This window comes from Aeromonas sp. PrichA-15 (assembly GCF_017939245.1).
Lineage (GTDB): Bacteria > Pseudomonadota > Gammaproteobacteria > Enterobacterales > Aeromonadaceae > Aeromonas > Aeromonas caviae.
In genome coordinates, this window is the sequence record NZ_JAGKRH010000034.1 from 1 (window position 1) to 21,695 (window position 21,695).

The window sequence follows — 21,695 nt, forward strand, 5'->3', positions numbered from 1 at the left end:
GGCGGTTCGTATTGAATATCGTAAAACAGAGCAATTGTGGTGCTCGAAGTCAGAGAAACAAGCTAAAAAGAGCCGGCTGGAATGACGACTATCGGGCTCAGTTATTCTTTGGTTAAAATATCAACAAAGTGTGCTCCCGCCCTGCCTTCACGCCAGCCATGCCGTTCAGCTTGGTTCACTCTCTGGCCTCACTCCTCCCGAGCAGATGCTCTTCCTGCTCCACAAAACAGGGGTTGTCACCCTGTATTGCCACTTCATGCCCATGGAGTGAACAAGGGGAGGGTGCAACCTATTTAGCGCCTGCGCCACGTGAGTCCCCTTGATTGACCAGCTTAGGCCCCAGTGGCCGGTCTTTTCATAGGGCGAGTGAGGCGTTCTGAGGCGTTCTTCAATCCTGTGAGTCGATGGCCGGTTGCAGATACGCAGCGGTTAGAGCAGCGTAGAGAGGGGAGGGGGTTGGTATCCTGAACCGGAATGCCACAAGGAGCGGCACCCCGGGAGATAAAAAAACCGGCCTCAGGGGCCGGTTTTTGTTGTGTGCCAGGGGCTTAACGCAGCACCACGTGCTGGAAGCCCTGCACCAGGCTGATGACAGGCTGGGGGTAGATGCCGAGCAATACCACCAGGATGGCGGAGAGCAGCACCACCAGGCCCCCGGAGGAGAAGGCCCAGTCGGCCCTGGCATCGCGCAGCTGCATGCCGGGCTCGCGCAGGTAGAGGGTGACCATGACGCGCAGGTAGTAGTAGAGACCCAGGGCGCTGCCGAGCACGATGGCGCCACTGAGCCACCACAGCTTGGCATCCACGGTGACGCCGATGAGATAGAACTTGCCGATGAAGCCGAGCGTCATGGGGATGCCCGCCAGGGAGAGCATCATCACCGTCATCACGGCCGTCAGATAGGGGCGCTTCCAGAACAGGCCGCGATAGCTGTGCAGGGAGTCCGCATCCTTGCCACGGTAGGGGCTGGACATCATGCTGATGACGCCGAAGGCCCCCAGGCTGGTGAACAGGTACATCAGCAGGTAGACACCCGCCGCTTCCACCGGCATCTCGCCGAGGCGGCTTGCCACCACCACCGCCAGCAGATAGCCGAAGTGGGAGATGGAGGAGTAACCCATCATCCGCTTGATGTTGGTCTGGATCAGCGCCAGGAGGTTGCCGACCACGATGGAGATGACTGCCATGGCCGCCAGCAGCCAGTGGATCATGGGATCCGAGGTGGCGGGTACCGCCAGGTAGAAGCGCAGCAGCACGCAGAACACGGCTATCTTGCTCACGGTGGCGAGGAAGGTGGCCACCGGTGCCGGCGCCCCTTCATAGACGTCCGGGGTCCAGAGGTGGAAGGGGGCGAGGGACAGCTTGAACGCAAAGCCGACCAGCATCAGGCCAAAGCCCCCCATCAGCAGCGGATGGTGAGCCGGGCTCTGGGCCAGGGTCACACCGAGATCGCTGAAGCTCAGGCTCCCGGCCTGGGCGTAGAGCAGCGCCATGCCGAACAGCAGGAAGGCGGTGGCACTGGCGGAGAGCACCATGTACTTGATGCTGGCTTCCAGCGAGCGCCGCTCGCGATAGGCATACCCCACCAGACCGAACATGGGCAGGGTCAGCATCTCGATCCCGATAAAGAGCGAGGCGAGGTGACGGGAGGCCGCCAGCACCAGACCACCGGCGGTGGCGATGAGCAGCAGCAGGTAGAACTCTTCCCGGTTGTCCGGATAGCCCTTGAGCCAGGTGCGACCGAAGGTGCAGGTGGCCAGGGCCCCGATGAGCACCAGCCCCATGTAGAAGACCGCGTAAGCGTCCACTTGCAGCAGGGGAGTGACCCCCTGATCCCCCTGGGCCATCACGATGGGCAGGGAGAAGAGCGCGAGGTTGAGGCCGATGATGGTGACCACGAAGGCGGTGTCGTCACAGCGCTTCCAGGCGATGGTCAGCATCAGGGCCACCATGGCCCCCGTGGTCAGCAACAGGGGCAGCAGGGCCAGCAGTTGAGAAACAGTAAACGTCATGACAGTGCTCCCGACATGGACAAGGAAGGCGAAAGAGAAAGCATCATTGCAGCGCCCCCGTGCCCGGCAGCGCGTACCAGTGCAGCACGCTCAGGAGGCTGCTGCTGGCGGTGTCGAGCACCGGCTGGGGATAGAGACCGAGCAGCACCAAGAGGCCGGCGATGGTCAGCATCATGGTCAGTTCCCGGGTATCCAGCCCCTTGAGCATACTCTCCTCCCGGGGCGTCCCGAAGCAAGCCCTTTGCAGCATGATGAGGGAGTAGACCGAGGCCAGCACCAGCCCGAAGGTGGCGATGACGGTGATGACGGGGGCCACCTGGAAGCTGCCGATGAGGATCAGGAACTCGCCGACGAAGTTGCCGGTCCCCGGCATCCCGAGGGATGCAACGGAGAAGAACAGCATCACGCCGGGCAGGTAGCGCAGCCGTCCCCAGAGACCGCCCATCTGGCGCAGATCCCGGGTGTGCAGGCGCTCGTAGAGCTGGCCGCACAGGATGAAGAGGCCGGCGGCCGAGAGCCCGTGGGCAATCATCTGTACCACTGCCCCTTGCAGGGCGAGCTCGCTGCCGGAGTAAATGGCGATCATCACGAAGCCCATGTGGGAGATGCTGGTGTAGGCAACCAGCCGCTTGATGTCGGTCTGGGCAAAGGCCAGCAGGGCGCCATAGACGATGCCGATGAGGCCGAGCACCATGGCGTAGGGGGCAAACTCGGCGGACGCCTCGGGGAAAAGCGGCAGAGTGAAGCGCAGCAGGCCGTAGGCCGCGGTTTTCAGCAAGATGCCCGCCAAGTCCACGGAGCCTGCGGTGGGCGCCTGGCTGTGGGCATCAGGGAGCCAGCCATGGAGCGGCACCAGGGGCATCTTGACCGCGAAGGCGATGAAGAAGCCCAGCATCAGCAGCCACTGTACCGTGCTGCTCATGGGGGTGTTGAGCAGTTCCTGATAGTTGAAGGTGAAGACACCGGTGGCGGCGTGGTGGGTCAGTACCAGGCCCAGGATGGCCACCAGCATGATGAGGCCGCTCGCCTGGGTGTAGATGAAGAACTTGGTGGCGGCGTTGATGCGCGACTTGCCATCGGTGACCGAGTGGCCCCAGAGCGCGATCAGGAAGTACATCGGCACCAGCATCATCTCCCAGAAGAAGAAGAAGAGGAACAGATCCACCGCCATGAAGACGCCGAGCACGCCCCCCAGGATCCACAGCAGGTTGAGGTGGAAGAAGCCGATGCGCTGGACGATCTCCTTCCAGGAACAGAGGATGGCCAGCACGCCGATGAAGCTGGTGAGGATCACCATCAGGAGCGACAGCCCGTCCACGGCGAGGTGCAGGGAGATGCCGAAGCGGGGGATCCAGGGTTGTTGCCACTCGGCTGCCCAGACGGGGAGGCCGGGGTTGGCGATGGTGAAGTCACCACCGAGCCAGATGGCGCTGGAGAGCACCAGACAGGCGCTCATGGAGGCGAGGGCCACCCAGCGGACAAACTGTCCGCCGAGCCGCTCCATCTGCCAGCAGAGCAAGCCGCCGATGAAGGGAATTAGCAAGATCCAGAGTAAGGTCACGATATCAGCTCTCATCTAGGTTCTAGTCGGGCAGGCGCTGAGCCTGCCACACAATATTGGGCTCATGGATCAGCCGAGCAGCAGCAGGGCCAGGATCAGGGCGGCGCCCATCCCCATGGAGGCCGCGTACCAGCGCAACTTGCCGGAGACGGTCCAGGCCAGCAGCTGATGCCCCCCCTGGGCCAGCACGGCGGGCAGGTTCATCATCCTGTCCAGCGGATCCTTGCCGAGCAGGCGAGTCGCCAGCAGGTAGGGCTTGACCCAAATCAGGTCATAAAGCCAGTCAAAGCCCCAGGCATTGAACCAGAGGGTGGACAGAGCCCGCCCCGGTGCGCTCTGTGCGATCCCCTTCGCCAGGCGACGTTCGCCGAGGAAGAGGAAGGCGGCCAGCGCAATGCCTGCCACGGCGATGACGCCGGAGAGGATCTCGAGGCCATGGCGTCCCTCTTCGATGTGATCCCCGGGGCCTGCCGGCAGTACTCCGGCGAGCGGTGGCACGATGAGGGCGCCGACTCCGGTGGAGAGCACCAGCAGCACCAGCAGTGGCAAATGGTGGGCAAGGCCCTGTCCGGCGTGAGCCTGGGTCTGCTCCTTGCCGTGGAAGGCGATGAAGATGAGGCGGAAGGTGTAGAGGGAGGTGAGGAAGGCACCACCCAGACCGGCCCACAGCAGGGCGCTCTGGCCGCTGGCCTGCACCTGCCAGAGGATGGCGTCCTTACTGTAGAAACCGGCGGTCACCAGTGGCAGCGCGGCCAGGGCCGAGCCCCCCACCAGGAAGCAGGCATAGACCAGTGGTAGCGATTTGCGCAGCCCCCCCATCTTGAAGATGTTCTGTTCGTGGTGGGTCGCATTGATCACGGCCCCGGCAGAGAGGAACAAGAGCGCCTTGAAGAAGGCGTGGGTCATCAGGTGGAAGATGGCCCCTTCCCAGGCACCGACCCCCAGGGCCAGGAACATGTAGCCTATCTGGCTCATGGTGGAGTAAGCCAGGATCCGCTTGATGTCGGTCTGCACCAGGGCCGCAAAGCCCGCCAGCACCAGGGTGATGGCACCGACCAGCGCCACCAGATGGAGGATCTCGGGGGCCAGCAGGAACAGGCCGTGGGTGCGGGCTATCAGGTAGACGCCGGCAGTCACCATGGTGGCCGCGTGGATCAGCGCCGAGACCGGGGTGGGACCCGCCATGGCGTCCGCCAGCCAGGTCTGCAGCGGTAGCTGAGCTGACTTGCCGACCGCGCCGCCGAGCAGCATCAGGCAGGCGAACGACAGGGCAGGGGAGCCGTCGGCAAACATCGCAGGGGCTCGCACCAGCAGCTCGTGAATGTTGAGGGTGCCGAGCTCGCGATAGAGCACGAAGAGCCCGATGGCGAGGAAGACGTCGCCGACCCGGGTCACCACGAACGCCTTGAGGGCGGCGGCGCCGTTGTTGCGATCCTTGTAGTAGAAGCCGATCAGCAGGTAGCTGCACAGCCCCACTCCTTCCCAGCCCAGATAGACGAACAGCAGGTCATCGGCCAGCACCAGGAACAGCATGCTGGCGATGAAGAGGTTGGTGTAGGTGAAGAAGCGTGAATACCCCTCTTCCCCGCGCATGTACCAGGAGGCGAACAGGTGGATGAAGAAGCCCACTCCGGTCACGACCCCCAGCATGGTCAGTGACAGCCCGTCCAGGGAGAGACGGAAGGCGGGCTGGAACTCGCCCACCGTCATCCACTGCCACAGGGTCTGGGTATAGACGCCGCCTTCCGGCATGGTATTGAGGAAATCGATGCCGACCCACAGGGTAGTGAGGGCCGAGAGACCGATGCTGCCGACACCGATGAGCGCCGAGGTGCGCTCGCCGAGGCGGCCGAGGGAGAAGGCCAGCAGCAGCCATCCCAGCAGCGGGAACAGGAAAGTCAGATATAGGAGGCTCATCCGCGCATCTCGCTCACAGTGTCCACGTTCAGGGTGTGGTAACGACGATAGAGCAGCAGTAACAGGGCGAGGCCGATACTGGCCTCCGCTGCCGCCAGAGAAATCACCAGTATGTACATGATCTGGCCGTCGGCCTGGGCCCAGCGGCTACCCGCCACCACGAATGCCAGGGCGGACGCGTTCATCATGATTTCGATACTCATGAGGATAAACAACAGGTTGCGGCGTATCAGCAGGCCGCACAGGCCGATGGCAAACAAAATGGCCGCCAGCAGGAGGCCGTGCTCCATGGGAATTCCACTCATCGCCATGCTCCTTGTGCTTGCTGGATGGAAAGGGGGCGGGCTGCCGGCAGCGAGCCATGCATCACCACGGGGATGTCGCTCATTGCTGACCTCCTTCCTGTGTGGTGCGAGGTACGGAGAGCACTTCCCCGCTCTTGTCCTCGCGGCCCAGGTGATAGGCGGTGACCAGACCCGCCAGCAGCAGGATGGAGGCGAGCTCCACCGCCAGCACATAGGGGCCGAACAGGGCGATACCGACTTCCTTGGCGCTGACCTCGGTCAGACCCAGTTCACCGCCGGTCACGCCGAGAATGCCGTGGGCCAGAAAGCCCAGCAAAATGAGGGAGAGCAGGGCCGGGCCACCCCAGGTCATGGGGGTGAGCCACTTCTTCTCCTGATCCTGGGCGCTCCCCAGGTTCAGCATCATCACCACGAACACGAACAGCACCATGATGGCGCCGGCGTAGACGATCACCTGCAGGGCCCCCGCAAAGGCGGCGCCCAGGCAGAAGAAGATCATGGCCACGGCGATGAGGGAGATGATGAGATTGAGCAGCGCATGCATGGGGTTGCTGGTGCTGATCACCCGCAGCGTGCTGTAAACGGCGACCAGGGCCGCGGCATAGAATGCCAGTTCCATGATTGACTCCTAGGGCAGCAGGCTCTTGACATCGATGGGCTTGGCTTCGTTCTCGGCATCCCCTTTGGGTTTGCCGTCGATGGCCATCCCGCTCATGCGGTAGAAGTTGTAGTCCGGATATTTGCCGGGGCCGCTTATCAGCAGATCTTCCTTCTCGTACACCAGATCCTGGCGACGATACTCCCCCATCTCGAAATCCGGCGTCAGCTGGATGGCGGTGGTGGGGCAGGCCTCCTCGCACAGGCCGCAGAAGATGCAACGGGAGAAGTTGATGCGAAAGAACTCCGGGTACCAGCGGCCATCTTCCCGCTCCGACTTCTGCAAAGAGATGCAACCGACCGGGCAGGCAACAGCACACAGGTTGCACGCCACGCAGCGTTCGTCGCCATCGGGATCCCGGGTCAGTACGATGCGACCGCGAAAGCGGGGGGCGGCGTAGACCGGCTGCTCCGGGTAGCTCAGGGTTTCACGGGGGCGCCAGGCATGGGAGAAGACCATCCCAAGACTGCGCAACTGGGTGCCAACACCCTTGATAATGCTCGTAATTTTCATAGGTGCCTCACTGCACATTTATCAGCACTGGCGTCTGGGCGTTTCCTTGCCGCAGACGGCCGAATCATCGTCATGTCCATCTCGTTTTGCTCACGCATTCATCAGCACCACGGCAGCGGTGACCAGCATGTTGAGCAGGGTCAGGGGCAGGCACACTTTCCAGCCAAAGGACATCACCTGGTCGAAGCGCGGGCGGGGCAGGGAGGCCCGCAGCAGGATGAAGAACACCATGAAACAGGCGGTCTTCAGGGCGAACCAGATGAAGGGCGGCAGCCAGGGGCCGTGCCAGCCACCGAAGAAGAGGGTCACGATGAGCGAAGAGATCAGCACGATGCCGATGTACTCCCCCACGAAGAAGAGACCCCACTTCATGCCCGCGTACTCGATGTGATAGCCGTCGGCGAGCTCCTGCTCGGCCTCCGGCTGGTCAAACGGGTGGCGGTGGGTGACGGCGACCCCGGCAAACAGGAAGGTGACGAAGCCCAGGATCTGGGGGATCACGTTCCACATGCCGGCCTGGGCCTCGACGATGTCACGCAGGTTGAAGCTGCCGGTCTGGATGACGATGCCCATGAGCGAGAGGCCAAGGAACACCTCGTAGGAGAGGGTCTGGGCCGAGGCGCGCAGGCTGCCGAGCAGGGAGTATTTGTTGTTGCTCGACCAGCCGGCGAACAGCACGGCATAGACCGCCAGCCCGGCGATCGCCAGGATATAGAGCAGCCCCACGTTGAGATCCGCCACGCCCCAGGTGGGGGTGATGGGCACCACCGCAAACGCCAGGATGAAGGCGGTGAAGGCGATGATGGGGGCCAGCACGAAGATCCGGCGATCCGCAAAGGGCGGGATCCAGTCCTCCTTGAAGAACATCTTGACCATGTCGGCCGCCAGTTGCAGCAGGCCGAAGGGGCCAACCCGGTTGGGGCCGTAACGGTCCTGCCACAGTGCCAGCAGGCGGCGCTCGATGAAGCTCATGAAGGCGCCAGCCCCCACGATCCCCACGAGTACGACCAGGGCCTTGCCGACCTCGATCAGCAGATCCATCAGAGAGTCGCTCATGCGATGACCTCCTGCAGGTTATCGATCAGGGCATGGTGCAGGGCGGTCGGCAGGCCGTTCACCCCGAGTGGCAACCCTGCCAGGCCCGGAGCCAGCGCATCGCTCAGGCGAAGACGCAGGCGCCAGTGGTTGCCACCCCAGGAGAAGGCCACCAGTGCGTCAGGGGATAGTGCCAGGCGCGCGGCATCCGCCGGGTTCAGTACCAGGGTGGGTTCCCCCATGCGAGCCTGGATGACCGGGCTTCTGGCGGAGAGCTCCTCGCCACCGAACAGCTGGTCATAGCTCACCACCTGCAGGGATGCGGCGGGCTGGAAGGGGGCCGGGATGGTGCCAAACCACCCCAGGTTGCCTTCGCCCGGCTCCAGCAGGCGGCGACCGGGATCCCCGGCACGCAGGTTGCCGCCCACCTCGTCCTGGAACTTGTTCCAGGCGGAGGGGGAGTTCCAGCCCGGCGCCCAGGCAAACGGTACCTGGGAGAGGGGCTGGCGGGAACCAGCGTAGCCTTCCATGGAGAAGGCGAACGGCGAATCGGGATCCTGGGCGACTCTGGGCTCGCTCACGTTCTGGTTTGCCAGCATGGAGGTGCGACCACTGTAGCGGTGCGGCTCCCGGGCGAGCTTCATGCCGCGAATGCGCAGGCCGGCGTTGGGTGCAGCTTCACCCATGGTGGTGAGCAGCGGGGCGCTGGCGGCGCAATCGCGACTCACATCGTCGAAGGTGTTCCAGCGAACCGAACGCGGTTGCTGGCTCCCTTGCAAGGCATCCAGCCAGCGCCAGCTCTCGCGCACCTGGATATCGGCGTTGTAGAAGGCGGGAGCATAGACCTGGAAGAAGCGCTGGGCACGGCCTTCCATGTTGACCAGGGTGCCATCGCCTTCGGCAAAACTGGCGGCAGGCAGCACCAGATCCGCCTTCTTCGCGGTGGCCGTCTCCTGATGGTCGATGACCAGCAGGTGTTGCAGGCGATCCAGGGCGGCGTCCACCCGGCTGCGGGGGGCTCGGCGGTAGAGGTCGTTCTCAAGAACGACCAGGGCAAGTCTCTCTTCCCCTTCCATGCGCTCGAGGGCTGCCTCCAGTGGGGCGGCATGCCGGGCCAGCATGGCCAGCCCCAGGCTGTTGGCTTCCTGAGCCACCAGGGCAAGCTCCGCGGCCTGGCCACGGCCCTTGAGGGCGCGGGCGATGTTGCTGGCCGCATCGATCAGCGCCTCGTTGCGGGCACCATTGCCTGCGATGATGAGGGGCTTTTTGGCGTTGCCAAGCAGGTCGGCCCATTGGGCGGCGAGGGCCCGCTGTTCGGGGGAGAGATCCGTTGGCGCCGGTGCACTGGCGTCCAGCAGGTGGGCGATGGCAAACCCGAGGCGCGCCTGATCCGCGTGGGGGGCGTGCAGGGTGCTGCTCGCCACGTCATCCAGGCGGGTGGCATCCAGACTGGTGATGAGCAAGGGGTAGCGCTGGTTCTGGGCCAGGGTCTGCACGGCGGCGACCTGCCAGAGATCCACCTTCAGCTTGCGGGCAATTTCGCGCCCCTTGCCTTTCACTGCCTGGCGCAGGGCCAGGGCGATGCGGGCGGCGGTCTGGGTGACATCTTCCCCGAGCACCAGCACGGCGTCGGCTTCTTCCATGTCGCGCAGGCTGGGAGTGCGCACGCCGCCGTGCTCCAGAATGTCCAGCATCTTCTGCAGGCATTTCCATTCGCTCTGCTCGACCCCGGAGTAGAAGTTGGCGGCCCCCACCAGTTCGCGCAGGGCGAAGTTGCTCTCCAAGGAGGCGCGGGGTGAGCCGATGCCGATGACGCCGCTGGCGGTGCGCAGCGCATCCGCCGCCCGGTTCAGGGCACCATCCACCGTGATGGCCAGCTTGTCACTGCCATCCTGCAGCAGGGGCTGGCGCGGGCGGTCGGTCAGATTGACGTGACCGTAGCCGAAGCGGCCGCGATCGCAGAGGAAATAGTGGTTCAGGGCGCCGTGGAAACGGTTCTCGATGCGGCGCAGCTCGCCGTAGCGCTCACCCGGGCTGATGTTGCAGCCGACCGAGCACCCCTGGCAGATGCTGGGGGCGAACTGCATGTCCCACTTGCGGTTGTAACGCTCGGAGTGGGTCTTGTCGGTGAAGACGCCGGTGGGACAGACCTCCACCAGGTTGCCGGAGAATTCGCTCTCCAGAGTACCATCCTCGACCCGGCCGAAGTAGACGTTGTCGTGGGCGCCATAGACCCCGAGATCCTCGCCACCGGCGTAATCCTTGTAATAGCGCACGCAGCGGTAGCAGGCGATGCAGCGGTTCATCTCGTGGTTGATGAAGGGACCCAGATCCTGATTCTGGTGGGTGCGCTTGGTGAAACGGTAGCGGCGGCTGTTGTGGCCGGTCATCACCGTCATGTCCTGCAGGTGGCAGGCGCCACCCTCTTCGCACACCGGGCAGTCGTGGGGGTGGTTGGTCATCTGCCACTCCACCACTGTCTTGCGAAACTCCTTCGCCTCTTCATCCTCGATGGAGATATAGGTGCCATCGGTGGAAGGGGTCATGCAGGACATGACCAGGCGGCCGCGCTTGTCGTCGGCATTCTGATACTGTTTGACCGCGCACTGGCGGCAGGCACCGACGCTACCGAGCGCCGGGTGCCAGCAAAAATAGGGGACGTCCAGACCCAGCGACAGACAGGCTTGCAGCAGGTTGTCTGCCCCGTCTACCTCGTACTCTTTACCGTCTACATGAATGGTTGCCATACAACTTCCCTGAAACCTGTTTTATGAAATCGGCTATTGCCCGATGCGTCCTGGCGCTTACCAGCGCTCGCCCAGCAGGTTGGGCTGGATACCCTTGAACAGCTTGTGATTGTCATGGGGGGCCTTGACCCCGGCCTCGAACTCGGACCGGAAATACTTCATCGCACTGCCAAGGGGCTCGACGGCGCCGGGGGCATGGGCACAGAAGGTCTTGCCCGGGCCCAGGAAACTGACGAGCTGTTCCAGGGTCGCGAGATCCTCGGGTTGGCCCTCGCCCCGCTCCAGCGCCCGCAGGATCTTGACGCTCCAGGGCAGGCCGTCGCGGCAGGGGGTGCACCAGCCGCAGGATTCGCGGGCAAAGAACTCCTCCATGTTGCGCAGCAGGGAGACCATGTTGATGCTGTCATCCACCGCCATGGCAAGGCCCGTACCCATGCGGGTGCCCACCTTGCCGATGCCGCCAGCGTACATCTGGGCATCCAGGTGCTCGGGCAGCAGGAAGCCGGTGCCGGCGCCGCCCGGTTGCCAGGTTTTCAGGCGATAACCGGGCTTCATGCCGCCGGCGTAGTTTTCGAACAGCTCACGGGCGGTGATGCCAAAGGGCAGCTCCCACAGGCCGGGATTGTTGACCTTGCCGGAAAAGCCCATCAGCTTGGTGCCGTGATCTTCCGAACCCGGCAGTGCCAACCCCTGATACCAGGCCACACCGTTGCCGATGATGGCGGGCACGTTGCACAGGGTTTCGACGTTGTTGACGCAGGTCGGCTTGCCCCAGACGCCGGAGACGGCGGGGAAGGGGGGTTTGGCCCGCGGGTTGGCGCGCCGTCCTTCCAGGGAGTTGATGAGGGCCGTCTCTTCGCCGCAGATGTAGCGACCTGCGCCGGTGTGGACGAACAGCTCGAAGTCAAAGCCCGAGCCCAGGATGTTCTTGCCAAGGAACCCCGCGGCCTTGGCCTCTTCCACGGCGCGGCGCAGGTGGATGGCGGCATCCACGTACTCGCCGCGCAGGAAGATGTAGCCGCGATAGGCCTTGAGAGCCCGGGCACTGATGATCATCCCCTCGATCAGCAGGTGGGGCAGCTGCTCCATCAGCATGCGGTCTTTGTAGGTATTGGGTTCCATCTCGTCGGCGTTGCAGAGCAGGTAACGGATGTTCATGCTCTCGTCTTTGGGCATCAGGCCCCACTTCACGCCGGTGGAGAAACCGGCGCCGCCGCGTCCCTTGAGGCCGGCATCCTTGACGGTGCTGACGATGTCATCCGGGCTCATCTGGCCAAGGGCCTTGCGGGCGGCCTCATAGCCCTGTTTTGCCTGATACTCCTCGAGCCAGACCGGCTGGCCGTCGTCCCGCAGGCGCCAGGTGAGAGGGTGGGTCTCGGCGGTGCGGGGGATGCGGTTGGCGGTGCCGAGGGAGGCAAGCGTCTTGCCTGGCTGAATGCTCATGGGTAAGCCTCCAGGGTTTTCAGCAGGCTGACGGCATCGAGTCCGCCATAGGTATCGTCATCGATCATGATGGCCGGCCCCTTGTCGCAGTTGCCGAGGCAGCAGACGGGCAACAGGGTGAAGCGGCCATCCGGGGAGGTCTGACCGGGGGCCAGATTGACGACCTCTTTCAGACCGGCAAGCAACTGCTCGTGGCCGTTGATGTAGCAGACCATGCTGTCGCAGACGCGGATGATGTGACGACCCACCGGCTGGCGGAAGATCTGGCTGTAGAAGGTGGCGACCCCTTCCACGTCGCTGGCGGGGATGCCAAGCTCGGCGCCGATGGCGTCAATGGCGCCGTCAGGCACCCAGCCACGGGCCTGTTGCACTATCTTGAGCGCTTCGATGCTGGCTGCACGGGGATCTTCGTAGTGGTGTTTCTCGTGTTCGATGGCATCGCGCTCAGCCTGGCTCAGGACGAAATCTCCCTGCTGGCTGCTGCATGCTCCTTGCCCTTGTGGGGTCTGGTTATTGTGACACTGACATTGGCTCATGACTTGACCTTTTGTGGCTTGTCCTTTTACTGCGCGTCTTGCCCTTCACCCCGGCTGCCGGGGCGAGAGGACTCAACGATCCACATCTGACATAACGAAATCGATACTGCCCAGGTAGACGATAAGATCCGACACCATCTGGCCGCGGATCACCGAGGGGATCTGCTGCAGGTGGGCAAAGCTCGGGGTGCGGATCCGGGTCCGGTAGCTCATGGTGGAGCCATCGCTGGTCAGGTAATAGCTGTTGACCCCCTTGGTCGCCTCTATCATCTGGAAGGACTCGGCGGCCGGCATGACAGGCCCCCAGGAGACTTGCAGGAAGTGGGTGATCAGGGTTTCGATGTCCTGCAGGGTGCGCTCTTTGGGCGGTGGCGTGGTGAGCGGGTGATCCGCCTTGAAGGGGCCCTCAGGCATGTTTTTCATGCACTGCTCGATAATGGACAGGCTCTGGCGGATCTCCTCGATGCGCACGGTGGCGCGGTCGTAGGCGTCCCCGTTGCTGCCCACCGGCACCTCGAACTCGAACTGATCGTAACCGGAATAGGGGCGCCATTTGCGCACGTCAAAGTTGAGCCCCGTGGCCCGCAGACCGCCCCCCGTGGTGCCCCAGGCCAGGGCCTGGGCCGTGTTGTAGGCGGCGACGCCGATGGTGCGGCCCCGCAGTATGCTGTTGCGCATGGCCGCCTTTTCATACTCCATCAACCGCTTGGGCAGCCAGCTCAACAGGTTGTCCTGGATGAGGCGGGTCCAGCCGGCAGGCAGATCGTGGGCCACGCCGCCGATACGGAACCAGGCCGGGTGCATGCGGGCTCCGGTGATGGCCTCGATGATGGTGTAGATCTTCTGGCGGTCCGTGAAGGTGAAGAAGACCGGAGTCATGGCCCCCACGTCCTGAATGTAGGTGCCAAGGAACAGCAGGTGGCTCTGGATGCGGAACAGCTCCGCCATTATCACCCGGATCATGTCGACCCGCGCCGGCACCTTGATGCCGGCCAGCTTCTCGACCGCCAGCACATAGGGCAGGTTGTTCATCACGCCGCCCAGGTATTCGACCCGGTCGGTGTAGGGGATGTAGCTGTGCCAGGACTGGCGCTCGCCCATCTTCTCGGCGCCGCGGTGGTGATAGCCGATGTCGGGCACGCAGTCGCGGATCTCTTCCCCGTCGAGTTGCAGCACCAGGCGGAAGGCGCCGTGGGCGGAGGGGTGGTTCGGCCCGAGGTTCAGGAACATGTAGTCCTCGTTCTCGTTGCCGCGGGCCATGCCCCACTCTTCCGGCTTGAACAGCAGGTTGTCCTGCTCCTGATCCTGCTTGACCGCATCGAGCATGAAGGGATCAAACTCGGTGGCGCGCGCCGGGTAGTCCTTGCGCAAGGGGTGCCCTTGCCAGCTCTTGGGCATCATGATGCGGGTCAGATGGGGGTGGCCATCGAAGGTGATTCCCATCAGATCCCACACTTCCCGCTCGTACCAGTTGGCGTTGGGGAAGTGGCGGCTGACGGTGGGCAGATGGAGATCGCTCTCCTTGAGCGCCACTTTCAGCATCACGTCGGCGTTACGGTCGATGGAGATGAGGTGATAGAAGACGGTAAAGTCGCTCTCTGGCAGGCCGTGGCGATGGCTGCGCATCCGTTCGTCGGTGGCGCTGAGATCGAACAGCATCACGAAGGGGGAGGGCAGCTTTTGCAAGAAGCCCATCACGTCCAGCAGCAGATCCCGGGAGAGCCAGATGACCGGCACGCCGGTACGGGTGCTCTGCACGGTGAAGCGCTCGGCACCGAAGTGGGCGAACAGCTCGCCGACCACCTGGGCATCGGCGTGATCGGCGGTTTGCCACTGGGCCATGGTGTAATTGCTTGGGAATTCTCGAGTCAGTTTCATGATCAGATCTCATCCGGCGTGCGCAGGTTGGTCACGTTGATCCGCTCGCCGCGCTTGCGTTCCTTCTCGGATTGCATCTGGGGACGGTAGATCCCCTGATCCCCCACCACCCAGGAGAGGGGGCGGCGTTCCTTGCCGATGGACTCCTGCAGCAGCATCAGGGCTTGCAGGAAGGCCTCGGGGCGGGGCGGGCAGCCCGGAATGTAGACATCGACCGGCAGGAACTTGTCCACCCCCTGTACCACGGAGTAGATGTCATACATGCCGCCGGAGTTGGCGCAGGCCCCCATGGAGATGACCCACTTGGGCTCGAGCAACTGCTCATAGAGCCGCTGGATGACAGGGGCCATCTTGATGAAGGGGGTGCCGGCAATCACCATGAAGTCGGCCTGACGGGGGGAGGCTCGTATGACCTCAGCGCCGAAGCGAGCCACGTCGTGGGGAGAGGTGAAGGCGGTACACATCTCCACGTAGCAGCAGGAGATGCCGAAGTTGTAGGGCCAGAGGGAGTTCTTGCGGCCCCAGTTGACGGTGTCTTGCAGCACCTCTTCGAGGCGCCCGATCATGATGCCGCGGGTCGCTTGCTGCGCCAGTGGATCATCGACGGTCTGGCGCTGTTCCTGGGGGTAGCGCTCAACGGGCGCATCCGGGTCAATCCGGGTCAGGGTGTACTTCATGGTGCAACCTCAAAGAGATAATCGGTAGTTCAGTCTGGTTTCTTGTCAGTCAGGACACGCTTTTTCGGGGCCCAGTCGAGGGCACCAATGCGCCACAGGTAGAGGAGGCCTACCAGCAGCAGGGTGATGAAGATGGTGGCTTCGATGAAGCCGACCCAGCCGCTCTCCCGAACGGAGACGGACCAGGCAAAGAGATAGAGGGCTTCGACATCGAAGATGACGAAGAACATGGCGACCAGGTAGAACTTGGCGGAGAAGCGCAGGCGGGCGTTGCCGACGGAATCCACCCCGGATTCGAAGGGTTTGTTCTTGGCACGGCCATAGGCGCGTCCCCCCAGCAAGGCCGCCAGGCCTATCATGGTCAAGCAGATACAGATGGCGCCAATGACATAGACAGCAAAAGCCCAGTGCTGGACGGCAATATCAGCAAACATATAGGTTTTTCCCTAACCAAATTAATCATGTGACTTAACAATGACGTTACGTAGTATGCCACTTTCGTACTGATTTACATGTCATTTCAAAGGATTAATTATTAATCAACGGGATGAAAATTGTGTTTTGCTAGCGGGGTCAACTTTCTCGTTTGAGAATTGTTTTCAATCGTTTTTATTTAGCAGAAAAAAACCGGATAGTTTGAAAATCCGGTGGATGGCAGGAAACAAAAGACCCCGCATGGCGGGGTCTGTTTCAGGGTTGGAGAACGGGGAGGCTCTGCTCTGCCGCCTTGCCCTGGGAGAGCACGATCTCCACCCGGCGGTTGGCCTGGCGGTGAGCCGGGGTATCGTTTGGATAACGGGGTTGGGTATCCGCCACCCCCTGGGCGATCAGTCGTCGTGAATCCAGCTTGGGGTTGGTCAGCAGGGTGTGGGTGATGGTGGCCGCCCGCAGCACCGACAGCTCCCAGTTGTTGCGATAGAGCTCCACCGGCGCCTGGGAGTTGTCGGTGTGACCGGTGACCACCACCATGCCGGGGATGTCCGCCAGCACGTCCGAGACCTTGTTGACCAGCGGAATGAACTGGGGCTGCAAGAAGGCGGAGTCGGCCGGGAACAAGGTCTTTTCGCCGATGCGGATGACTAGCTGGCTGCCAAGCTGCTCCACCTCGATCTCCTTGGACTCGATTTGGCTCTTGAGCTGCTGATCCAGCTTCTGCTTGGTGACCGTGACCCAATCCTGCTCCTTGGTCTTGTGGGGCCAGGACTCCGTGGCCGTAGGTTTCTCCGAGGAGCCGATGGTCTCGTTGAAAGGGTCGGCCGCCGCTGCGGGCGTCTGGGTATCCAGCACCTGCTCTTTCTGGGAGGTATTGGGGGTGGTCTTGGACTCGGGTTCCAGTATGCCTGTGCCCCCCTGCATCACGGGGGAGCCGGCGGGAAGGGAAACCAGCCCTATCTTGCCAAGAGATTCGATAAAGCCCTGAATGAGCACGCGAGTCTCTGACTGCTTGGCCATGGCGAAGGAGTAGAGCACCACGAACAGGGCGAACAGCAGTGTCATGAAGTCGGCGTAGGAGACCAGCCAGCGTTCGTGGTTCTCCGGCGCCTCAGCCTTTTTCTTTTTCGCCACCGTGGCCTCCGAGGTAAGGCTCAAGGGTCACTTGCAGCCGTTGCTGTGACTCGCCGTCCACGATGCAGAGGATGCCGGTGAGGGTCATCTCCTTGTAGTGGCGGATCTGGTGGGCAAACGACTTGTAGCGGTTGCCGAAGGGCAGGAAGATGAGGTTGGCGGCCGACACCCCGTAGATGGTGGCGATAAAGGCCACCGCGATGGCGCCCCCCAGCTTGTCGGGGGCATCAAGCAGGCCCATGGCGTGAATGAGGCCAAATACGGCCCCGACGATCCCCATGGTCGGGCAGTAGCCCCCCATGGCCTCGTAGAATTTGACGGTCTGTTCGATATCTTCCTGCTCGAACTCGATCTCGTTTTCCAGTACCTCGTGGATTTTGGTCTTCTCGTAGCCATCGACCATCATCTGTACCCCTTTTTGCAGGAAGGGATCCTTGATGTCGTCGATCATGCCCTCCAGTGCCAGCATGCCGCTGCGCCGTGCATTGCCCGCCAGGGTTTCAAGCAGTTGGGCCTGCTCCAGCATGTCGAGGCGCAGGGGAGTAATGAGCCACTTGAAGCGCTTGAGGGTTTTACCAACCACGGAGAAGGGAAACTGGGTCAGTGCGGCACCGACGGTACCGCCGATCACGATGAGAAAGGCGGGCAGATCGAGCAGGGCGCTGGGGTGCCCCCCTTCTATCATGTTGCCACCCAGAATGGCTGCCAGGGCCAGCAGCAAGCCAATAAGACTCATTTGTCCATATCCCTATGCGATGTGTGAGGCTAGTGTAGCCATTTAACTATCAGTTTTTCAAAACGATATCCAATCGGTGAGCAATATCCGAGAGGTTGCGCAGACCCGGTAGTGTCCGGTGGCATCGGCCTGTGCCGCTTGATCTGTAGAGCAGGTTGACGGTGCCGGCATGGCAGGACGAGGCAGTTATCCAGGTGATATCACAATACACTGTGCTATCTGTGAGAGGATGTTGGTTGTTTATATCGCAATACTCTATTTTCTTGGCGTAATAAGCTGTCAACGAGAGAGGGCTGGCTGCCCTCGGGGCATCTCCCCTGTCGGCAGAGATCAGAGAGGCGGAAGGGATGGGATTGACTGGGCGGCACTCGGCCAGGTATCGCGGCAAACCGTTTTTTCTGGCCCCGCCGATGACGGGTTTCTCCTGCCAGGGGGTTGGCAGACGCCTTGAAGCAAAAACCGACCCTGAGGTCGGTACCTCAAGCTGTACGCTGGATCGGGATTGACTCGCACCATCCCTGGCGCTCGCCCTGCGGGCGGCCTCTGGCCGTCCAGTCGGGCTATCCTGTCCGCCTGTCGACAGGGGGCGAACCGAGCCGCCCATCATCGGAAAAAGTAAAAGGCCCCGTCTTGCGATGGGGCCTTTTACTTTATTTGGCGGTGAGGGAGGGATGATTCACCACTGCGTGGCTCACCCCTTCGGGGCGACCTGCGGCCGTTCATCGCAGCAAGCTGCTCTGCTCGAACCCGACGAGGCTTCTCACCCTCCCTCCATCGGCATCGGATGTTGCCATGTCACCAGATGCAAAAAACCGACCCTGAGGTCGGTTTTTACAATTTGGCGGTGAGGGAGGGATTCGAACCCTCGATACGTTGCCGTATACACACTTTCCAGGCGTGCTCCTTCAGCCACTCGGACACCTCACCAAATTTTATTGCTTGAAGTGGCTTTCGTAGCACGCTGCGCCTGCATCTTGCCGACTTCGTCGGTGGGCAGCCTCTCGGATACCTCACCAAATTTTGGTCTGTGATTTAACGTGTTCAGCCAACACGGTGTTCGCTGCGCCGTTGCGCTGGAACGGGGCGTAATTTAGGGGAAAGGGCTGCCTGGGTCAACCACTTTTCCCCTTATTTTTCATAATCTTTATCGAGTGCCTATCCCTTGAACAGAATGCCGATTTTTTAATCCCGTTCAAGGCTTGTCGAGAATGATCAGGCTGTCAGGCAGCTCGTTCTGATCCCGGGTTGCGGGGAAGGCGTCGGTCAGAATGGCGCTGGTGCGCTCCACGCACTCCAGAAACCCCTGCTCGACCTCCTTGTTGCGTACCCGAACCACGAAGTCGTCGATGATCTGCTGCCACTGGGTGTTGTCGATGTGCTGGGCGATCCCGTCGTCTACCAGGATCTCCACATAGTGCTCCGCCACCGAGACGAAGATGAGCACACCGAGCCGGTCCCGGGTGCGGTGAAGTCCCTGCTCGACAAACTGCAGGCGGGCCATCAGGGCGGCCCGGTGACGGCGTACCTTGTTGGGAATGAGCCGCATCTTGATGGGCGTCCAGTGGAACAGCAGGCTCAGCAGCAACCAGACCGACCACTGCACCAGCAGGATCTCGTACCAGCCAAGCCAGAAGCCGAGCTGGAAGACCAGCAGAGGGGTGAGCATGGCGAGCAGGGCGGCCCATAGGGTCGGGATATAGCGATAGCCATCGCTGGCCGGGGCCAGCACGGTGACCAGTTCGGCATCCGTGGCCTGCTCGGCCTGTCGAACCCTGGCCTGCAAGGTGTGGAAAAACTGTTTCGAAATCATCTTGTTGTCTCTTTTTCCCTGATTACCAACCGCCAGATGCACCGCCGCCGCCAAAGCTGCCGCCGCCACCACTGAAACCGCCACCACCACCGCCAGTGCGGCCGCCAAAGGAGCCAGCACCGAATCCACCGGCCATGTAGGCGGCCCGGCGACGTCCTCCCGGCCCACCGCCGCCGCCGCGCAGGTTGTGCAGCACGATCATCGCAATCACCACCAGGATGAAGAGCCAGGGACCTCCCTGCTTGTCGGCCTTGCTGGTGTTGTCCACGGGCTGATACTCCCCGGCCAGGGCCTGCATGATGCCCTGGCTGCCGGCGAGGATGCCAGCCACCATGTCACCGCGCTTGAAGGCGGGCAGGATCCGGGTCTGGATGATATTGGCGGCGATGGCGTCGGGCAGGGCACCTTCCAGGCCATAGCCCACCTCGATGCGCACCTTGCGCTCGTCCTGGGCGATGATCAGCAGAACGCCGTTGTTCTTGCCTTTTTGGCCGATGCCCCAGTGGCGACCGAGCTGGTAGCCGTACTCTTCGATGGTATCCCCCGCCAGCGTGTCGATGGAGACCACCACCAGCTGGACGCCGCTGCGCTTCTCGAAGACGGCCAGTTGCTGTGCGAGTTGGTGGGCCTGCTTGCGGGACATCAGATTGGCCTCGTCCACCACCCGCCCGGTCAGGGCCGGGAAATCGGGGGCGGCATGCAGTGCCGTGGCACAGAGCAGCAGACAGAGCGCCAGCCAGTGTCTCATCACGTTCATTGGAAGCTGACCTTGGGCGCCTCATCGGCACCGGGTTTGGCGCTGAAGGTGGGTTTGGCTTCCAGATCGGAGTAAAGCAGCTTGGACCAGATGACCCCGGGGAAGGTACGGATCTCGGTATTGAACTGGCGTACTGCCTCGATGTAATCCCGTCTGGCCACCGCGATGCGATTCTCGGTGCCTTCCAGCTGGGCCTGCAGGGTCAGGAACTGCTGATCGGCCTTCAGATCCGGGTAGCGCTCGACCACTACCATCAGCCGGGAGAGGGCGCTGGAGAGCTGCTCCTGAGCCGCCTCGAACGCCTTGAGCTGGGAGGGGTCACTCACCTGCACGCTGCCGACTCGGGCACGGGCATCGGTGACCGCCTTGAGGGTCTCCTGCTCGTGGCTGGCGTACCCCTTGACGGTGGCCACCAGGTTGGGAATGAGATCGGCCCTGCGCTGGTACTGGTTCTCGACCTGTCCCCAGCTCGCCTTGACCTGCTCATCCAGGGTCGGAATGGTGTTCATGCCGCAGCCGGTCAAACCCAGCAGCAGGGTCAGGGTCAGCAGGGCACGGGTACCACGCTGCCAGAGTGAAGTGGCCATCTTGTTGTTCTCCATTGATATTTCTCTCGGAAATAGGTTCACCATAACAGCTTGTGGTCAGCCCTCACAACGCCTGGGTAAGAGGGGGGCGCGGTAGCTCATCGACACCTTGGGCAGCTGGGGTTTGTCCTTGAGCCAGGAGGTCAGCTCCTCCCCACAGCCATTGCCGGGGGGAATGGGAGCCTGGGGCTGGCAGTCCGGACTGTTTGCCGGGCAGCGCAGGCGCACGTGAAAGTGGCTGAAGTGGCCGACCCAGGGGCGCAGCTTGCCGACCCAGGATTCACCGGGTGCCTGTTTGCACACCTCGGCCTTGATGACGGGGTTGACGAAGATACGCGCCACCTCGGGGCGATCAGCCGCAAGGCGCAGCAGATTGAGCTGCCTTGGGCCGAATCGGCCGGGCAGCATCCGGTAGCTGGGTTCGTCGATCAGCGCCCACTCCCTGGGGGCATCCTGCTCCCAGCGGCTGATGGGTCTGTCAGCCATCCTGAACCAGATGTCGGCATCCAGGCCGGTCTGGTGGCTGCGATGACCTGAGGTAAAAGGCCCCCCGTGCATCATGGCGAGGTCGGCGATATAGAGATCCGGCATGCCGGCCAGTCTGGTCTGGTTGGCCAGATGCTGTAGGTAATGGATGAGGTCGGGGTGACCGTAATAGCGCAGCCGTTTGGTGCGGATCACCTGATAACCAGGGCCTTCGAGGGGCAGGGCCACGGCATTTTTCAGGCAGCCGGCGGAGTAGCCGCCGATGGCCTCGGCATAGAGTGTGCTCGCGGACAAGAGCAGGGCGGTGGCGAACATGGGACTCCCGGGATGGCGCCCAGTGCGGGCTCAGACAGCCCCAAGCATACCAAGAGTGGCGGCTGGCCGTCATCCGTGTCGCGGTGGCGGTTGCATCGCGGCGCGTCGCTCGCGCACAATGCGCGGCAACGCAGCGACGGCAAGGCCGTTCGCATC

Annotated in this window: 19 protein-coding genes, 1 tRNA gene, 1 other RNA gene and 1 pseudogene; 1 reads left to right on the top strand and 21 read right to left on the bottom strand. The window is 62.6% G+C overall.

Annotation, left to right across the window (positions count from 1 at the left end; translation table 11 throughout):
• Window positions 1-116 (top strand): annotated as a pseudogene (locus J9889_RS06545) (ISAs1 family transposase); the annotation flags it as partial.
• Window positions 117-548: 432 nt separating this feature from the next.
• Here J9889_RS06545 and nuoN read toward each other — a convergent pair.
• The 21 genes from nuoN to mepA form a co-directional block, all read right to left on the bottom strand.
• Window positions 549-2,012: an NADH-quinone oxidoreductase subunit NuoN gene (nuoN, locus tag J9889_RS06550; protein ID WP_210556160.1), complete on the bottom strand. Its 1,464-nt coding sequence runs from the start codon at window positions 2,010-2,012 to the stop codon at window positions 549-551.
• A gap of 43 nt (window positions 2,013-2,055) precedes the next feature.
• Complete coding sequence (gene nuoM / locus J9889_RS06555; protein WP_210556193.1) at window positions 2,056-3,573, bottom strand: NADH-quinone oxidoreductase subunit M; 1,518 nt, start codon at window positions 3,571-3,573, stop codon at window positions 2,056-2,058.
• Window positions 3,574-3,642: 69 nt separating this feature from the next.
• The gene (nuoL, locus tag J9889_RS06560) at window positions 3,643-5,490 is read right to left on the bottom strand and encodes an NADH-quinone oxidoreductase subunit L (RefSeq protein WP_210556163.1); all 1,848 of its coding nucleotides are present in this window, start codon (window positions 5,488-5,490) and stop codon (window positions 3,643-3,645) included.
• Window positions 5,487-5,795: an NADH-quinone oxidoreductase subunit NuoK gene (gene nuoK, locus J9889_RS06565; protein WP_010675036.1), complete on the bottom strand. Its 309-nt coding sequence runs from the start codon at window positions 5,793-5,795 to the stop codon at window positions 5,487-5,489. The genes nuoL and nuoK overlap by 4 nt, the downstream gene beginning before the upstream one ends.
• 79 nt (window positions 5,796-5,874) lie before the next feature.
• Window positions 5,875-6,414 carry an NADH-quinone oxidoreductase subunit J gene (nuoJ, locus tag J9889_RS06570; protein WP_010675035.1) on the bottom strand — a complete coding sequence of 180 codons (540 nt, stop codon included), beginning with the start codon at window positions 6,412-6,414 and terminating at the stop codon, window positions 5,875-5,877.
• Between the two features lie 9 nt (window positions 6,415-6,423).
• The gene (nuoI, locus tag J9889_RS06575; protein ID WP_010675034.1) at window positions 6,424-6,966 is read right to left on the bottom strand and encodes an NADH-quinone oxidoreductase subunit NuoI; all 543 of its coding nucleotides are present in this window, start codon (window positions 6,964-6,966) and stop codon (window positions 6,424-6,426) included.
• 90 nt (window positions 6,967-7,056) lie between these two features.
• The gene (nuoH, locus tag J9889_RS06580) at window positions 7,057-8,022 is read right to left on the bottom strand and encodes an NADH-quinone oxidoreductase subunit NuoH (protein WP_010675033.1); all 966 of its coding nucleotides are present in this window, start codon (window positions 8,020-8,022) and stop codon (window positions 7,057-7,059) included.
• A complete protein-coding gene (gene nuoG, locus J9889_RS06585; protein WP_210556165.1) occupies window positions 8,019-10,748 on the bottom strand; it encodes an NADH-quinone oxidoreductase subunit NuoG in 2,730 nt (909 codons plus the stop codon). The genes nuoH and nuoG overlap by 4 nt, the downstream gene beginning before the upstream one ends.
• 57 nt (window positions 10,749-10,805) lie before the next feature.
• Window positions 10,806-12,191: an NADH-quinone oxidoreductase subunit NuoF gene (gene nuoF, locus J9889_RS06590; protein WP_103260273.1), complete on the bottom strand. Its 1,386-nt coding sequence runs from the start codon at window positions 12,189-12,191 to the stop codon at window positions 10,806-10,808.
• A complete protein-coding gene (nuoE, locus tag J9889_RS06595) occupies window positions 12,188-12,727 on the bottom strand; it encodes an NADH-quinone oxidoreductase subunit NuoE (RefSeq protein ID WP_246878052.1) in 540 nt (179 codons plus the stop codon). The genes nuoF and nuoE overlap by 4 nt, the downstream gene beginning before the upstream one ends.
• Window positions 12,728-12,799: 72 nt before the next feature.
• A complete protein-coding gene (gene nuoC, locus J9889_RS06600) occupies window positions 12,800-14,569 on the bottom strand; it encodes an NADH-quinone oxidoreductase subunit C/D (protein WP_210556195.1) in 1,770 nt (589 codons plus the stop codon).
• Window positions 14,570-14,607: 38 nt separating this feature from the next.
• Complete coding sequence (locus tag J9889_RS06605) at window positions 14,608-15,282, bottom strand: NADH-quinone oxidoreductase subunit B (protein WP_010675028.1); 675 nt, start codon at window positions 15,280-15,282, stop codon at window positions 14,608-14,610.
• 29 nt (window positions 15,283-15,311) lie between these two features.
• The gene (locus tag J9889_RS06610; RefSeq protein ID WP_039038710.1) at window positions 15,312-15,716 is read right to left on the bottom strand and encodes an NADH-quinone oxidoreductase subunit A; all 405 of its coding nucleotides are present in this window, start codon (window positions 15,714-15,716) and stop codon (window positions 15,312-15,314) included.
• 256 nt (window positions 15,717-15,972) lie between these two features.
• The gene (locus J9889_RS06615; protein WP_010675026.1) at window positions 15,973-16,848 is read right to left on the bottom strand and encodes a flagellar motor protein MotB; all 876 of its coding nucleotides are present in this window, start codon (window positions 16,846-16,848) and stop codon (window positions 15,973-15,975) included.
• Window positions 16,826-17,584, bottom strand: a complete 759-nt coding sequence (locus J9889_RS06620) for a flagellar motor protein (RefSeq protein WP_029314677.1) — start codon at window positions 17,582-17,584, stop codon at window positions 16,826-16,828. Before J9889_RS06620 ends, J9889_RS06615 begins: the two co-directional genes overlap by 23 nt.
• A gap of 655 nt (window positions 17,585-18,239) precedes the next feature.
• Window positions 18,240-18,368: non-coding RNA, RtT sRNA (locus J9889_RS06625), on the bottom strand.
• Window positions 18,369-18,423: 55 nt separating this feature from the next.
• Window positions 18,424-18,511, bottom strand: a tRNA-Ser gene (locus tag J9889_RS06630).
• 265 nt (window positions 18,512-18,776) lie between these two features.
• Window positions 18,777-19,394 carry a TPM domain-containing protein gene (locus J9889_RS06635; protein ID WP_010675024.1) on the bottom strand — a complete coding sequence of 206 codons (618 nt, stop codon included), beginning with the start codon at window positions 19,392-19,394 and terminating at the stop codon, window positions 18,777-18,779.
• A 22-nt stretch (window positions 19,395-19,416) separates the two neighbouring features.
• On the bottom strand, window positions 19,417-20,151 hold the full coding sequence (locus J9889_RS06640) for a TPM domain-containing protein (RefSeq protein WP_045524444.1): 735 nt from the start codon (window positions 20,149-20,151) through the stop codon (window positions 19,417-19,419).
• Window positions 20,148-20,753 carry a LemA family protein gene (locus J9889_RS06645; RefSeq protein ID WP_010675022.1) on the bottom strand — a complete coding sequence of 202 codons (606 nt, stop codon included), beginning with the start codon at window positions 20,751-20,753 and terminating at the stop codon, window positions 20,148-20,150. Before J9889_RS06645 ends, J9889_RS06640 begins: the two co-directional genes overlap by 4 nt.
• 42 nt (window positions 20,754-20,795) lie before the next feature.
• Window positions 20,796-21,539, bottom strand: coding sequence for a penicillin-insensitive murein endopeptidase (mepA, locus tag J9889_RS06650; protein WP_210556171.1), 744 nt, complete (start codon window positions 21,537-21,539; stop codon window positions 20,796-20,798).
• Window positions 21,540-21,695: the final 156 nt, after the last annotated feature.

Excerpts from the sequence above, each read along its gene's own strand:
- nuoN (WP_210556160.1), bottom strand. The coding sequence starts at position 2,012 with ATGACGTTTACTGTTTCTCAACTGCTGGCCCTGCTGCCCCTGTTGCTG.
- nuoL (WP_210556163.1), bottom strand. The coding sequence starts at position 5,490 with ATGAGCCTCCTATATCTGACTTTCCTGTTCCCGCTGCTGGGATGGCTG.
- nuoK (WP_010675036.1), bottom strand. The coding sequence starts at position 5,795 with ATGAGTGGAATTCCCATGGAGCACGGCCTCCTGCTGGCGGCCATTTTG.
- nuoJ (WP_010675035.1), bottom strand. The coding sequence starts at position 6,414 with ATGGAACTGGCATTCTATGCCGCGGCCCTGGTCGCCGTTTACAGCACG.
- nuoI (WP_010675034.1), bottom strand. The coding sequence starts at position 6,966 with ATGAAAATTACGAGCATTATCAAGGGTGTTGGCACCCAGTTGCGCAGT.
- nuoH (WP_010675033.1), bottom strand. The coding sequence starts at position 8,022 with ATGAGCGACTCTCTGATGGATCTGCTGATCGAGGTCGGCAAGGCCCTG.
- nuoG (WP_210556165.1), bottom strand. The coding sequence starts at position 10,748 with ATGGCAACCATTCATGTAGACGGTAAAGAGTACGAGGTAGACGGGGCA.
- nuoF (WP_103260273.1), bottom strand. The coding sequence starts at position 12,191 with ATGAGCATTCAGCCAGGCAAGACGCTTGCCTCCCTCGGCACCGCCAAC.
- nuoE (WP_246878052.1), bottom strand. The coding sequence starts at position 12,727 with ATGAGCCAATGTCAGTGTCACAATAACCAGACCCCACAAGGGCAAGGA.
- nuoC (WP_210556195.1), bottom strand. The coding sequence starts at position 14,569 with ATGGCCCAGTGGCAAACCGCCGATCACGCCGATGCCCAGGTGGTCGGC.
- J9889_RS06605 (WP_010675028.1), bottom strand. The coding sequence starts at position 15,282 with ATGAAGTACACCCTGACCCGGATTGACCCGGATGCGCCCGTTGAGCGC.
- J9889_RS06610 (WP_039038710.1), bottom strand. The coding sequence starts at position 15,716 with ATGTTTGCTGATATTGCCGTCCAGCACTGGGCTTTTGCTGTCTATGTC.
- J9889_RS06620 (WP_029314677.1), bottom strand. The coding sequence starts at position 17,584 with ATGAGTCTTATTGGCTTGCTGCTGGCCCTGGCAGCCATTCTGGGTGGC.
- J9889_RS06635 (WP_010675024.1), bottom strand. The coding sequence starts at position 19,394 with ATGATTTCGAAACAGTTTTTCCACACCTTGCAGGCCAGGGTTCGACAG.
- J9889_RS06640 (WP_045524444.1), bottom strand. The coding sequence starts at position 20,151 with ATGAACGTGATGAGACACTGGCTGGCGCTCTGTCTGCTGCTCTGTGCC.
- J9889_RS06645 (WP_010675022.1), bottom strand. The coding sequence starts at position 20,753 with ATGGAGAACAACAAGATGGCCACTTCACTCTGGCAGCGTGGTACCCGT.
- mepA (WP_210556171.1), bottom strand. The coding sequence starts at position 21,539 with ATGTTCGCCACCGCCCTGCTCTTGTCCGCGAGCACACTCTATGCCGAG.